Raw genomic sequence first — 12524 nt, forward strand, 5'->3', positions numbered from 1 at the left:
GACTACAGCGCCTTTGCGGCGTGCCGGCCCGCGTTGCGGCCTGAGAAGAGACAACCGCCGAGGAACGTTCCTTCCAACGCGTTGTAGCCGTGGTAACCGCCACCACCGAAACCGGCGGCCTCGCCCACCGCGTAGAGGCCGGGCACCGGCTCGCCTTGAGCGTCCAGCACCTGTGCGTCGAGATTTGTGTGCAGCCCGCCCAGCGTCTTCCGAGTCAGGATGTGGAGCTTTACGGCGATCAGCGGCCCGTTGTCCGGATCGAGGATCTTGTGCGGCCTGGCCGTGCGGATGAGCCGATCGCCCAGATAGGCGCGGGCGCCGCGGATGGCGACGATCTGCGCGTCCTTGGCGAACGGGTTGTCGAGTTCGCGATCACGGGCGGCGATCTGCGCCTCGATATGGTCGTGGTCGAGCAGGCTGTCGCCAGCAAGCGCGTTCATCGCCGCCACGAGATCGCGTAGATCGTCGCGGACGATGAAATCCTCGCCCTTTTCCTTGAAAGCCTCGACGGGCGGCGGCGCGCCCTTGCCGCGGCGGCTTTTCAGCACCTGGAGCCAGCTCTTCGAGGTCAGGTCGGGGTTCTGCTCGGAGCCCGAAAGCGCGAACTCCTTTTCGATGATTTTCTGCGTCAGCACGAACCAGGAATAATCGTATCCCGTCGAAAGAATATGCCTCAGCGTGGACAGCGTGTCGAAGCCGGGGAGACAGGGGGCGGGCAGGCGGTTGCCAAGGGCATCGAACCACATGGAGGAGGGGCCGGGCAGGATGCGGATGCCGTGGTAGGGCCAGATGGGCGACCAGTTCTTCACGCCTTCGGTGTAGTGCCACATACGGTCGGTGTTGATGGTGGCCGCCCCTGCCTTTCTGGCAATCTCGATCATTGCGCCGTCGACGTGGTGGGGCACGCCGGAGACCATGGATTTGGGCGGCGGGCCTAGGCGGTTCGAGGGCCAGTTCTTGCGCACGAGGTCCAGGTTGCCGCCGATGCCGCCTGATGCGACGACGACCAGAGGTGCCTTGAAAGCGAAGTCGCCGATGACGGTGCGGCCGGACTTCTCGCCGCGCCTTTCCGTGGAGGGTTCCAGGATGTCGCCGGCGACGCCCGTTATGGCGCCCTTCGATTGACGAGCCGGGTCGCCCGGTGGCGGAATTTCTGTGTGACCAAGCCATGTTCGGCATGCGCACGCACCCGGCGCTCGAACGGTTCGACCACGCCGGGGCCGGTGCCCCAGGTGATGTGGAAGCGGGGGACGGAGTTGCCGTGGCCGTGAGCCTGCGCCCCTCCACGCTCAGCCCATCCCACGACGGGAAACCAGCGCATGCCCATTTGATAGAGCCAGGAGCGCATCTCGCCGGCGGCGAAGTCGACGAAGGCTTCGGCGACTTTCCTCGGCCAGTGATCCTCCTCACGGTCGAATCCAGCCGAGCCCATCCAGTCCTGAAGCGCAAGCTCCCGGCTGTCGCGGATGCGCATGCGCCGCTGCTCGGGACTACCGACCATGAAGAGCCCGCCGAGCGACCAGAAGGCTTGGCCGCCGAGCGAATTCTCGCCTTCCTGTTCGAGAATGAGGACGCGTTTACCGGCGTCCGCCAGTTCCGCCGCCGCCGTCAGACCGGCAAGCCCGCTACCGATGACGATTGCGTCGGTATCGTCGGCCATGATTCCCCTCCGTTTCGGCCAGAGTAATTGGAGCCGCGGACAAGGGGAAGCCGCTTACTTCTCGGTGAGCTTCAGCTCGATACGGCGGTTCCTGGCACGTGCCTCCGGCGTGTCGGCGGGATCGAGCGGCTGGTACTCTCCGAAGCCTGCAGCGACCAGCCGGCTCGCCGGAACGCCGTTTTCGATCAGGAACTTAACGACGGAGGTGGCGCGCGCGGTGGAAAGCTCCCAGTTGTCGCGATAGCGCCCGGTTCCGGACAGCGGCACGTCGTCCGTGTGGCCGTCGACACGCAGCACCCAGTCGATCTCCGGCGGGATCTCCTTCTGCAGGTCGAGAATGGCGTTGGCGAGCTTCCGCATCTCCTCCCGACCATTCTCGTTGATCTCCGTGGCGCCGGAGGCGAATAGCACCTCCGACTGGAAGACGAAGCGGTCGCCGACGATGCGGATGTTCTCGCGGTCGGAGAGAATCTCGCGCAGGCGACCGAAGAAGTCGGAGCGATAGCGGTTCAGTTCCTGCACGCGCTGGGCCAGCGCCACGTTGAGCCGGCGGCCGAGGTCGGCGATCTTGGCCTTGGCTTCGACATCACGCTGCTCGGATACCTCAAGCGCGGCCTCAAGGGCGCCGATCTGCTGGCGCAGCGCCGAGATCTGCTGGTTCAGGAGCTCCACCTGGGACAGCGCGCGCTGGCTGACCTGGCGCTCTTCTTCGAGCTCGCCAGTGAGCGTGCCGATACGCTGCTGGGCCTCTTCGCTGCGACCGCTATCGCTCGCCAGAAGCTGTTGGAGGCGCGACTGCTCGGCCTCGGCCTCGGCCAGCGAGGCGCGCAGGCTGGCAAGCTGATCTTCGGCATCCTGGGCATTGGCCTGCTCCAGCGCCAGGAGCTGCGTCAGCTCGTTCACCTGCGCGTTGAGACGGTCGAGAACGGCGTCCCGGCTGGTGATCTCCTGGCTCAGGAGAAACTGCGCCAGCACGAAGACCGACAGCAGGAACATGATGGCGAGCAGCAGCGTGGCCATGGCGTCGACGAAGCCCGGCCAGTAGTCGACTCCCCTCTCACGGCGACGCGCGCGTGCCAGCGCCATCAGTTATTTTCCCGTTTCTTCAAGGAGGCGGCGATCTTATCGAGCGTTTCGCGCAGCGCCTTCTGATCCTCGGCCTGCGCCTCCACCCAGTCGCGCATCATCTGCTGCTCCTGGCGCATGTTCTTCACCAGACCCGAAATGCCGGTGGCAAGCGACGCCATGGCGGCGGCTGTGCGCGGATTGCTGCCGCCGGACTCCTGCACCGTGCGCAACTTCTCCGCCAATGCGCGCAACTCCTCAGACGTGCCGTTTTTTGCGCCTTCGGTAAGATCGGAGCTCAAGTCGGTGACTGTGGACAGCCAGTTTTCCAGTTCGGTGTAGAAGCGATTCTGGGCGCGGCCGGCCTGCAGGTCGAGAAAGCCGAGGATGAGCGAGCCGGACAGGCCAAAGAGCGAGGACGAGAAGGCCGTTCCCATGCCGCCCAGCGGCGCCGACAGCCCCGCCTTCAGCGAATCGAGGATGTCGTTGGCGTCGCCCGTGCCCGGATCGAGCGACTGGATCGTGTCGCCGATGGAGCTGATAGTCTGCAAAAGGCCCCAGAAGGTGCCGAGCAGGCCGAGGAAGACGAGCAGGCCGATCAGATAGCGCGATATGTCACGGCTCTCGTCGAGGCGGGTGGCGATGGAATCGAGGATGGAGCGCATGGAGCTGGTGGACAGCGCCATGGCGGAAGAGCGGCTCAACAGCGCCTTCATGGGGGCCAGCAGGACCGGCTCCGTCGCTTCGGTCCCGGCCAGGAATGAATTGATCCAGCGCACCTCGCGGAAAAGCCGGATGACCTGCGCGAAGGCCAGCAGGATGCCGACCGCGAGCACGCCGAGAATGAGCCCGTTGAGCCCCGGGTTGCTTTGGAATGCGGAGGAGATCTGGCGATAGAGGATTGCCGCCACGAAGCCGGCGATCGCCAGGAAGATCAGCATCGAATAGAGGAAAACATGAGGGCTGGAAAGGCTCCGCGGGTCGTATCTCTCTTCTTCGGTGAGACCGTCCGCTCCCAGCGATTTCAGCAAGGCCATATGTTCCTCGAGTTCGTTAGGCCGTGTGGGCGGATCGTGTTGCGGTGACGGAGCGCCGCCCGACATGAATGTAGCCTATATCGCCCGCCCCGGGGGCACCAAATACTATTTATCACCCGACCTCCGCCTGAGACTGGCCGAGACTCTAAACGGAATTGTGACGAAATTGAAATAAGCCTTATTGCCTCTCCATCCCGGGAAACGTACACGCAGCCAACCAGCGAGGGCAAGTTCCATGGCGAAAGTGCTCGTCACCGGCGCGTCCGGCTTCATCGGTCGCCATCTCGCGCCGCTGCTGGCGGCACGCGGGCACGATGTCGCCGAGGCGGGCAGGCGCCCGCGCGCGGGGGCGAGGCGGTTCTTCGCAGTTGGTGAGATCAACGCCGCCACCGACTGGCAGGCGGCGCTTGCCGGGGTCGACGCCGTTGTTCACCTTGCCGGAGTGGCGCACCGAGAAGATGCATGCGAGGCGGAGTACTTCGCCATCAACGAGGCGGGGACGGGGAGGCTTGTCGAGGCTTGTGCGGCCGCCGGCGTGCATGCGGTCGTTTTCGTCAGCAGCATCGCCGCGCGGGAGGGCGCCAACGCTTATGGACTGTCGAAACGTGCCGGCGAGGCCCATGTGCAACGTTTTGCCGCGATGGACGGCAAGACGGGCATCGCGCTGCGCCCGCCGCTCGCCTACGGACACGACGCACCGGGCAACTGGCAACGGCTGCAGCGGCTTGCCGCCACGGGCGTACCCTTGCCCTTCGGGCTGGTCTCCAACCACCGCTCCCTGTGCTCGGTGGGAAACCTCTGTGATGCGATCGCCGTCGCGGCGGAGGCGGGGCTGCTAGGTATCGGCAGCGGGGTCTACGAGGTGGCGGACCGGGAGCAGGTATCGCTCTGCGAGATGCTCACATTGCTCCGCGCGGGGATGGGGCGGCCGAGGCGGCTCCTGCCGGTCCCTCCGGGCCTCCTGCGTTTGGCCGCTCGCGCGAGCGGCAGGCGGAAACTTGCTGCGGCGCTGCTGGACGATCTAACGCTCGACCCGTCCGATTTCATGCGGACGTTCGAGTGGAACCCGCCTGAGACGGCGCAGGATGCGATCCTGCAGTCCGGCCAGTCCTACGTGAAGCAGTCCCGCCCTCATGGTGAGCTTGTCGAGCCATGAGGGTGAAAGCATGCCTCACGGATTAGCGGACCGGCTTCTGCAGCGTCTTGAGGAGCGCGCGGTGGATGGTTTCGTTGCCGGCGACAATGGAGCCGGTGCCGAACATGTCCTGGCCACCGGACCTGTCGGTGACGAAGCCGCCGGCCTCGCGCACCATCAGGATGCCCGCCGCGGTGTCCCAGGGCTGCAACGCATCTTCCCAGAAACCGTCCACGCGGCCGGCGGCGACATAGGCAAGGTCGAGCGCAGCCGCGCCCATGCGGCGGATGCCGGCGGTCTCGGCCATCACATTGCGCAGGTCGAGGAGCGCCTGGCCGTGGTGGCCACGGCCGAGATGAGGGATGCCCGTGCTGACGACGGTGTCGGACAGCCGCATGCGCGCGGCCACGCGCATACGCCGGTCGTTGAAGAAGGCGCCACCGCCGCGCTCGGCGCTGTAGAGCTCGTCCATAGCCGGGTTGTAGATGACACCGGCCACGATCTGGCCCTGCCTTTCGAGCGCAATGGAGACGGCGAAGATGGGGATGCCGTGCAGGAAGTTGGTGGTGCCGTCGAGCGGGTCGACCAGCCAGCGGTGCTGGGCGTCTTCGCCTTCCACCACGCCGCGCTCCTCCATGAGGAAAGCGTAGCCCGGGCGGGCGCGCGAAAGCTCGGCGTGGACGATCTCCTCGGCGCGGCGGTCGGCCTGGCTGACGTAGTCGCCGGGTCCCTTGAGCGAAACCTGCAGGTTTTGCACCTCGCCGAAATCGCGCGCCAGCGAGCGCCCGGCCTTCATGGCGGCTTGAACCATGACGTTAATGATGGCCGAACGCGGCATGGAAAATGTCCCTGGAGTTGTGTTGCGAGACGCGCGCTCAGTCGGCGCGGCGTATATAGGTGATGTCGTTCGTATCGACGACGATCTTTTCACCGGACGTGACGAACGGCGGTACCATAACGCGAATGCCGTTTTCCATGACAGCCGGCTTATAGGAGGACGCCGCCGTCTGGCCCTTGACCACGGGGTCAGCCTCGACCACTTGCAGCGTCACCTGGTCGGGCAGCGAGATGCCGATCGGCTTTTCCTGATAGAGCTCCACCGTCACGGTCATGCCGTCCTGCAGGAAGGCAGCGCGGTCGCCGACAAAATCCTTCTGCAGTTCAAGCTGCTCATAAGTCTCCGTATCCATGAAGACCAGCGCTTCGCCCTGCTCGTAAAGGTAGGAGAAGTCCTTTTGTTCCAGCCGCACCTTCTCGACCGTCTCGGCGGCGCGGAAGCGCTCGTTGAGCTTGGTGCCGTCGATGAGGTTCTTAAGTTCGACCTGGTTATAGGCGCCGCCCTTGCCGGGCTTGACCGCATTCGTCTTCACCGCGACCCACAGGCCGCCATTGTGCTCTATGACGTTTCCGGGACGGATTTCGTTGCCGTTGATCTTCATCGTGACTGTCCTGATACGTGTCCGCGTCGCATGGGCGCGAGCCGGCGCCTCCAAGACCACAAAACACCCAACTAAGCAAGACAGGCGGGAAGGGAACAGGTGAGTGAGGCAAGAAGGCACTAAGGCAAAGCGCTCTCTTACTGCCGTACTGCCTTATCGCAACCTGTTGGCGCGTTCCAGCGCATCCTTCAACTGTTCGCTCGTCAGGCCATCCAGGAAATCTTCCATTTCGCTGTCCGTGAGGCCGGCGCGGCGCGCCAGGATGTACCAGGCCGCGGCCTGGACGGGGTCTGCCTCGACGCCGACGCCGGCGCGAAGGAGCTTGGCGACGCGGTTCTGCGCGGCGACGTTGCCGCCTTCGGCGGCGCGCTTCAGCCATGCGAAACCCAGCTCAGGCTTCGCCTCACCGCCGCGGCCTTCGACGAGCCAGGTGCCGAGGTCGAGCTGCGCCGTGTCGTAGTTCTGACGGGCGGCCCGTAGCAGCCAGCGCAGTGCCGCGGCAGCGTCTTCCGGTTTGCCGCCGACTCCGTTGGCATGCACCTGCGCCATAGCATATTGCGCGTCGGGCAAACCTGCCCTGGCGGCGCGCTCGTACCAGCCAACCGCCTCCTCCATGGAAGCGCCCTCTTCAATCATCATCTGCGCGAGGTTGAACTGGGCGAGCGGCTTCCCGGCTTCGGCCGCGCTCCGCATCAGGGTGTAGGCCTTTTCCCGATCCTCTTTCACAAAGCGGCCGTCGATGAGCATGAGCGCGTACTGCATCTGTGCCTCGGGATCGCCCTGCTCCGCCGCCTTGGCATACCACTTGGCCGCTTCCTGGGCGTCGCGCGCGACGCCCAGGCCACGGGCGTAGATCTCGGCCATCAGCGTCTGCGCGGCAGAATTCCCTGCTTCGGCGCGGGGGCGGGCAAGTTCCAGGGCGGTGAGATAGTGTCCACGCTGATAGGCGCCGAAAGCGGGGTCCGGCACCTTGCCGAAGCGCTTCGGGTCGACTTCTCTGGACGATGGCTCCTGGGGGCCCGGTCTGGGCTGCGTCTCCGCAGCCGTGGTGCCGTCCTCCTGCGCCCAAGCAGCTTGGGGCCCCATGGCGAGCGCAAGCAAGAGGATCACGAGACAGGATTTGGCGGCTTCGTTCATGTCACCTGTCTTCGAATGCGGGCGCGTGCAGGTCGAGCAGCATGTTGGCTCCCGTCACCATGCGCGCCGGGTCCGCCCCATCGGCGAAGACGGCGGCGCCGAGGGCGACGAATTCCGCGCCGGTCTCGGCCACCGCCTGCACGGAGCGGATATCGGTGCCGGCAAGCACGATGCAGGGAACGCTAATCATCTGCGACCACCAGCCGCCGAGTGTGAGATTGCGCGGGTGGGGCTCCGGCTTGTTATCGTAGCCGAAGCGGCCGAAGAAGATATAGTCAGGTTGCGTCTCTCCGAGTTCCAGCGCGTCGTCGCGGGTTTTCGCCCCGCCGCAGCCGACCACCATTCGGTCTTGATATTTGCGGACAGCGTCTGCCAGTTCCGACTTCGAGCCCTCGACGTGGATGCCGTCGGCTTGGACGCGGGCGGCCGTGCGCGGCTCGCCGGCGATGATAACGGCGATACCGCGCGCCTGGGCCAGCGGCGTCAGCCGTTCGGCATAGTCCTGGAAGGCCGCCTCGTCGGCGCCATAGTCGGGCAAGATCAAGGATGCGATGTCGCCGCCCGACAGCGCGGCCTCGATACGGGCCGCGTCGCCCGCACCTGCTGGCGGGGCGATGAGCACGATGCGGCAGCGGTTAGGCGTTTCCTCTTCACTCATGGCGTTCCGACATCATTTTCCGGCTCTGGCGGGCAGCCGGTACTGCCTGCCGTTTTTGGTTTGATTGGGGCATAGCGAAGGGGCGGTAAGCCCACAAGAGAAATCGGAAACTTCGCTGCCGCCCCTCGTCAAGCGGTGGGAATGGGGTTATGCCGCTACCGCACAATCGACGTCTCGACATGGCTCCCATTCTCAGCGACCCGCTTTTCTATCTGGCCGCGATCCCGGCCGTCATCCTGGTTGGCCTGTCCAAGGGCGGGTTCGGCGGGGCGATGGCGCTGCTCGGCGTGCCGTTGATCGCACTGGTGGTGCCGCCGGTGCAGGCAGCGGCCATCCTGCTGCCGATCCTCATCGTCATGGATGTCGTTTCGCTGTGGGCCTGGCGCGGCTTCTTCGATCGGCGGCTGCTCGCCATCATGCTGCCCGGCGCGCTTATCGGCATCACCATCGGCTGGCTGACGGCGGCTGTCGTCACCGAAGGACACGTGCGGCTCATCGTCGGCGTCGTAACCTTCCTTTTCTTCATGCGCTGGGTAGTGGATAAGGTGCGCAGCGGCGAACGCATTGCCAATCACAGTCCTTACAAAGGGTTCTTCTGGGGCACGGTTTCCGGTTTCACCAGTTTCGTGGCCCACGCGGGCGGCCCGCCTTACCAGGTCTACGCCCTGTCGCTGAAGCAGGACCCGAAGCTCTATACCGGTACGAGCGTCGTCTTCTTCGCCATTGTGAACGCGGTGAAGCTCATTCCCTATTTCGCTCTCGGTCAGTTCGATGCGACCAATCTGACAGCTTCCCTAATCCTCGTGCCGCTGGCGCCACTCGCTACGCTCGCCGGCGTGTGGATCGTCAAGCGCATGAAGCCGCAGGTCTTCTATCCCTTCATGTACACGATGGTGCTGATCGTTTCGCTCAAGCTCATCCACGACGGCACGGCAAACCTTTGGGGCTGGTGAGACAATTCCTCCTGTCTTAAGAATGGAGGAAAAGCCTGGGAGGAAAACGTGAGCGACAATCCTTACGCGCAGAATCTCGACAGAAACCCCGCGAACCACCAGCCGCTGACGCCGCTGACGCTGATGGAGCGGGCGGCGATGACCTTTCCTGACCATACGGCCATCATCCATGGCGAGACCCGGCGTACATACCGGGAATTCTGGCAGCGTTCGCGGCAGCTTGCGTCCGCCCTTGCCCGCCACGGCATTGGCAAGGGCGACACGGTGTCGGCGATGCTGTCGAACACGCCGCCCATGCTGGAGGCGCATTTCGGCGTGCCGATGACGAAGGCGGTGCTCCACTCTATCAACACGCGCCTCGACGCCGCCGTCGTCGCCTTCCAGCTCGACCATGCTGATGCGAAGGTGGTGATCGTCGACCGCGAGTTCTCCGGCGTCATGAAGGAGGCACTGGCCAGGGCCAAGGTGGAGCCGCTGGTGATCGACTACGACGATCCGGACTATCCCGCCGACGCACCCCATCCCAAGGGGGAACCGATTGGAAGCGCAGAATACGAGGCTTTCGTGGCCTCGGGCGATGCCGACTTCGCCTGGGCGATGCCGGACGATGAATGGGACGCCATCTCGCTCAACTACACCTCGGGCACGACGGGCAATCCCAAGGGGGTGGTCTACCATCACCGCGGCGCGGCGCTGATGGCTTATGCCAATACGGTCCATGCGGGCCTCGGGCGGCATCCGGTCTATCTGTGGACGTTGCCCATGTTCCATTGCAACGGCTGGTGCTTTCCCTGGACGCTGGCGCTTCAGGCGGGAACTCACGTATGCCTGCGCTGGGTGCGCGCGAAAGCCATGTACGATGCGATCACCGATCATGGCGTGACGCATCTTTGCGGGGCGCCCGTCGTCATGGGAACGCTGGTCAATGCCGAGGAGGCGGATCGCCGCGACTTCCCGCAGACCGTCATCTTCAACACAGCCGCTGCACCGCCGCCCGAATCCGTTCTGGCGGCGATGGCAGATGCCGGTTTCATCGTCACTCACCTCTACGGGTTGACTGAAACCTACGGCCCCGCAGTGGTGAACGAGTGGAAGATGGCTTGGGACGGCCTCGACGGGCCGGAGCAGGCGACGCGCAAGGCGCGGCAGGGCGTGCGCTACGCGACGCTGGAAGGCCTGACGGTGATGGACCCCGAGACCATGAAGCCCGTTCCGCCCGACGGCGAGACGCTGGGCGAGGTGATGTTCCGCGGGAACATCGTCATGAAGGGATACCTGAAAAACAAGGCGGCGACGGACGAAGCCTTTGCCGGCGGCTGGTTCCATTCCGGCGATCTCGGTGTGCTGCACCCGGACGGTTACATCCAGCTCAAGGACCGCTCAAAGGACATCATCATCTCAGGCGGCGAGAACATTTCCTCCATCGAGGTGGAGGACGCGCTCTACAAGCATCCGGCCATCGCCGCATGCGGTGTGGTGGCGCGCGCGGACGACAAATGGGGCGAGACGCCGGTGGCCTTCGTCGAATTAAAGCCGGGCAAGCAGGCAAGTGCGGAGGAGATCATCGATCATTGCCGGCGGCTGCTCGCATCGTTCAAGTGCCCGCGCCATGTGTTTTTTGTGGAAATCCCGAAGACGTCGACGGGGAAAATCCAGAAGTTCAAGCTGCGCGACCTGGCAAAGGCGATGTGAGAGGAAGTGAAGCATTTTTCGCGGTTTTTAGTCGAAGATCCGCGATTTCGTTAACCTTCTGTTAAGCTTTACGGGTGTTTACTGTGTTTATCCAGTGATCTGGATTCTTACCGAGTGGCTGGAGCCATTCTGTTTGACGCCTCCCTGTTAAACTCCTGAGAGCCGCAACCGCGGCTCTTTTTTTTCAGCCGTCGATGTTTTTGCCAAAGTCGGCCGTTAACGCTTTGTTAAGCTAGGGCTTGCGTTCAGGCTTCTCAAAGCGCATTTTGCCGCCCTCAAGAAGGCTACAACAATGGACATGCGCCGGATTGGGCGCAGTGGGATTGGGGCGTGATGCGCATGGTCACGGGCAGTACGGGTAGCGCCAATATGGTCAAGTTGGCGGAGAGGCGGGTTTTCTCTCATTCGTTTAAGCCGCTCTACAATGAGGGCATGGGGCTGGTCGAAGAGGCGGCCGAATATCTCGATGGCGATGGGCGCTTGGCCGCCAAGGAGCTGCCGCAGGTGGCGGCGGGGCTCTATGCGGCCGAATCGATGCGCCTGACGACGCGCCTCATGCAGCTCGCTTCCTGGCTCTTGCTGCAAAGGGCCGCCAATTCCGGCGAGATGACGCGGGAACAGGTCGCGGTCGAGAAGGCGAAGGTGCGGCTCGACACCGCCTCCGCCCACGAGGATGCGCCCGGATGGGCCGAACTGCCGGAGGCTTTCCGCAGTCTGGTGCGGCGTTCGCTGCGGCTGGAGGCGCTGGTGCGGCGCATGGACGAGCAAATCTACGGTCCGGAGGCGGAGCGGACGTTGGACGAGCCGTTCGCGGTCAATCCTGTCTCGGACCAGATCACCCTGCTGCAAACCGCCTTCGGGCGTGGCTGAGCTGATCCTTACGCGGCTAGGGCGCTTATTGCCGCCCTCACGACATATTCCGATGTCGGCATCGCAATGAGCGCAGCCGCAACGACCAGTGCAAAGGTGAACCGGCGATAAACCTGTTCGCTGGAGCGGCCGTAGAGGCCCCAGCCCAGGAGCAGGCCGGTCAGATAAAAAGGCGTTGCGGTGAGCCCCAACATCAGGCGGGGCATTTCGAAAAGCCCCGCGGCCCAGAGATTGCCGATCGACAGGAATTCGCTCAGGAAGAACAGTGCCAGCAGGTTGGCGCGCACGATCGCCGCCGGAAGCGCTGTGGCGAGCCAGTAGACGATGACTGGCGGGCCGGGGAGCGAGGCGATGCCCGAGAGAACGCCGGCCAGACCGCCGACTGAGAAGGAAATGGGAAGCGAACGCGGACCGCGGTAGCGCCAGCCGCGCCAGAGGGCGAGAACGCAGACGAGGATCGTCAGGCAGATGAACCAGCGCAGAAGCGCCGGGTCGCCGTGCTTCAGGATATAGATGCCAACGGGGACGAAGACGCCGAGGCCTGCCAGGATGGGCAGCACTTCGCGCCATCGTGCGATCTTGAGGACGGGTATCGTCACCGGCAGCATGGGCAGCGAATCTATGATGACGATGAGCACAACGGCGGTGATCGGATCATAGAGCGCGGCGGCGATCGGCGTGACGATCATGCCGGTTCCGAAACCCGATAGGCCGCGCGCGACGCCGGCCACGGCGACAGCCGCCAGAAGCAGGGCCAGATTCTGATCGAGGACGGGAAGGATCACGTCGCGCCGTAGGCCTTCTTCGTGCTGCGGCCCATGCCGTCCGCTGTGCGATTTTTCTTCCCATTGTTCCTGTTCGCGCTGTTGGCTGATGGC

Annotated in this window: 11 protein-coding genes and 1 pseudogene; 4 read left to right on the top strand and 8 right to left on the bottom strand. The window is 64.3% G+C overall.

The features are described 5' to 3' along the window. Positions 1–2 precede the first annotated feature (2 nt). The 3 genes and pseudogenes from N5A92_RS19810 to N5A92_RS19820 all read right to left on the bottom strand — a co-directional run bounded on the left by N5A92_RS19810 (position 3) and on the right by N5A92_RS19820 (position 3762). Positions 3–1660, bottom strand: a pseudogene (locus tag N5A92_RS19810) (FAD-binding dehydrogenase). 54 nt (positions 1661–1714) lie between these two features. Beyond that, a complete protein-coding gene (locus tag N5A92_RS19815; RefSeq protein WP_260905702.1) occupies positions 1715–2746 on the bottom strand; it encodes a peptidoglycan -binding protein in 1032 nt (343 codons plus the stop codon). Next, positions 2746–3762: a MotA/TolQ/ExbB proton channel family protein gene (locus N5A92_RS19820; protein ID WP_260905703.1), complete on the bottom strand. Its 1017-nt coding sequence runs from the start codon at positions 3760–3762 to the stop codon at positions 2746–2748. Before N5A92_RS19820 ends, N5A92_RS19815 begins: the two co-directional genes overlap by 1 nt. A 235-nt stretch (positions 3763–3997) precedes the next feature. Here N5A92_RS19820 and N5A92_RS19825 point away from each other — a divergent pair, with 235 nt between their 5' ends. Next, positions 3998–4918, top strand: a complete 921-nt coding sequence (locus N5A92_RS19825) for an NAD-dependent epimerase/dehydratase family protein (RefSeq protein WP_260905705.1) — start codon at positions 3998–4000, stop codon at positions 4916–4918. A gap of 22 nt (positions 4919–4940) precedes the next feature. Here the strand turns inward: N5A92_RS19825 and N5A92_RS19830 are convergent, their stop codons facing one another. The 4 genes from N5A92_RS19830 to N5A92_RS19845 all read right to left on the bottom strand — a co-directional run bounded on the left by N5A92_RS19830 (position 4941) and on the right by N5A92_RS19845 (position 8131). Next, on the bottom strand, positions 4941–5735 hold the full coding sequence (locus N5A92_RS19830) for an inositol monophosphatase family protein (RefSeq protein ID WP_260905707.1): 795 nt from the start codon (positions 5733–5735) through the stop codon (positions 4941–4943). Positions 5736–5772: 37 nt separating this feature from the next. Further along, positions 5773–6336 (bottom strand): elongation factor P, encoded by a 564-nt coding sequence (efp, locus tag N5A92_RS19835; protein ID WP_163265515.1) that lies wholly within the window; start codon positions 6334–6336, stop codon positions 5773–5775. Positions 6337–6489: 153 nt separating this feature from the next. Then, on the bottom strand, positions 6490–7473 hold the full coding sequence (locus N5A92_RS19840) for a tetratricopeptide repeat protein (RefSeq protein WP_260905710.1): 984 nt from the start codon (positions 7471–7473) through the stop codon (positions 6490–6492). A 1-nt stretch (position 7474) separates the two neighbouring features. Next, a complete protein-coding gene (locus tag N5A92_RS19845; RefSeq protein ID WP_260905712.1) occupies positions 7475–8131 on the bottom strand; it encodes a thiamine phosphate synthase in 657 nt (218 codons plus the stop codon). Positions 8132–8310: 179 nt separating this feature from the next. On the opposite strand from N5A92_RS19845, the gene N5A92_RS19850 reads away from it, so the two are divergent. The 3 genes from N5A92_RS19850 (at position 8311) to rcdA (ending at position 11646) form a co-directional block, all read left to right on the top strand. After that, positions 8311–9084, top strand: coding sequence for a sulfite exporter TauE/SafE family protein (locus tag N5A92_RS19850; RefSeq protein ID WP_260906029.1), 774 nt, complete (start codon positions 8311–8313; stop codon positions 9082–9084). 48 nt (positions 9085–9132) lie between these two features. Further along, positions 9133–10776, top strand: coding sequence for an acyl-CoA synthetase (locus N5A92_RS19855; RefSeq protein ID WP_260905714.1), 1644 nt, complete (start codon positions 9133–9135; stop codon positions 10774–10776). A 339-nt stretch (positions 10777–11115) separates the two neighbouring features. Beyond that, entirely contained in the window at positions 11116–11646 is a 531-nt protein-coding gene (gene rcdA, locus N5A92_RS19860) for a protease adaptor protein RcdA (RefSeq protein ID WP_260906031.1), read from the top strand. Between the two features lie 8 nt (positions 11647–11654). Here rcdA and N5A92_RS19865 read toward each other — a convergent pair whose 3' ends face one another. Further along, positions 11655–12431 carry a sulfite exporter TauE/SafE family protein gene (locus N5A92_RS19865; RefSeq protein ID WP_260905715.1) on the bottom strand — a complete coding sequence of 259 codons (777 nt, stop codon included), beginning with the start codon at positions 12429–12431 and terminating at the stop codon, positions 11655–11657. Positions 12432–12524 lie beyond the last annotated feature (93 nt).

This window comes from Chelativorans salis, from assembly GCF_025336525.1.
GTDB lineage: Bacteria > Pseudomonadota > Alphaproteobacteria > Rhizobiales > Rhizobiaceae > Chelativorans > Chelativorans salis.

Excerpts from the sequence above, each read along its gene's own strand:
- N5A92_RS19825 (WP_260905705.1), top strand. The coding sequence starts at position 3,998 with ATGGCGAAAGTGCTCGTCACCGGCGCGTCCGGCTTCATCGGTCGCCAT.
- rcdA (WP_260906031.1), top strand. The coding sequence starts at position 11,116 with ATGGTCACGGGCAGTACGGGTAGCGCCAATATGGTCAAGTTGGCGGAG.
- N5A92_RS19850 (WP_260906029.1), top strand. The coding sequence starts at position 8,311 with ATGGCTCCCATTCTCAGCGACCCGCTTTTCTATCTGGCCGCGATCCCG.
- N5A92_RS19840 (WP_260905710.1), bottom strand. The coding sequence starts at position 7,473 with ATGAACGAAGCCGCCAAATCCTGTCTCGTGATCCTCTTGCTTGCGCTC.
- efp (WP_163265515.1), bottom strand. The coding sequence starts at position 6,336 with ATGAAGATCAACGGCAACGAAATCCGTCCCGGAAACGTCATAGAGCAC.
- N5A92_RS19815 (WP_260905702.1), bottom strand. The coding sequence starts at position 2,746 with ATGGCGCTGGCACGCGCGCGTCGCCGTGAGAGGGGAGTCGACTACTGG.
- N5A92_RS19820 (WP_260905703.1), bottom strand. The coding sequence starts at position 3,762 with ATGGCCTTGCTGAAATCGCTGGGAGCGGACGGTCTCACCGAAGAAGAG.
- N5A92_RS19845 (WP_260905712.1), bottom strand. The coding sequence starts at position 8,131 with ATGAGTGAAGAGGAAACGCCTAACCGCTGCCGCATCGTGCTCATCGCC.
- N5A92_RS19830 (WP_260905707.1), bottom strand. The coding sequence starts at position 5,735 with ATGCCGCGTTCGGCCATCATTAACGTCATGGTTCAAGCCGCCATGAAG.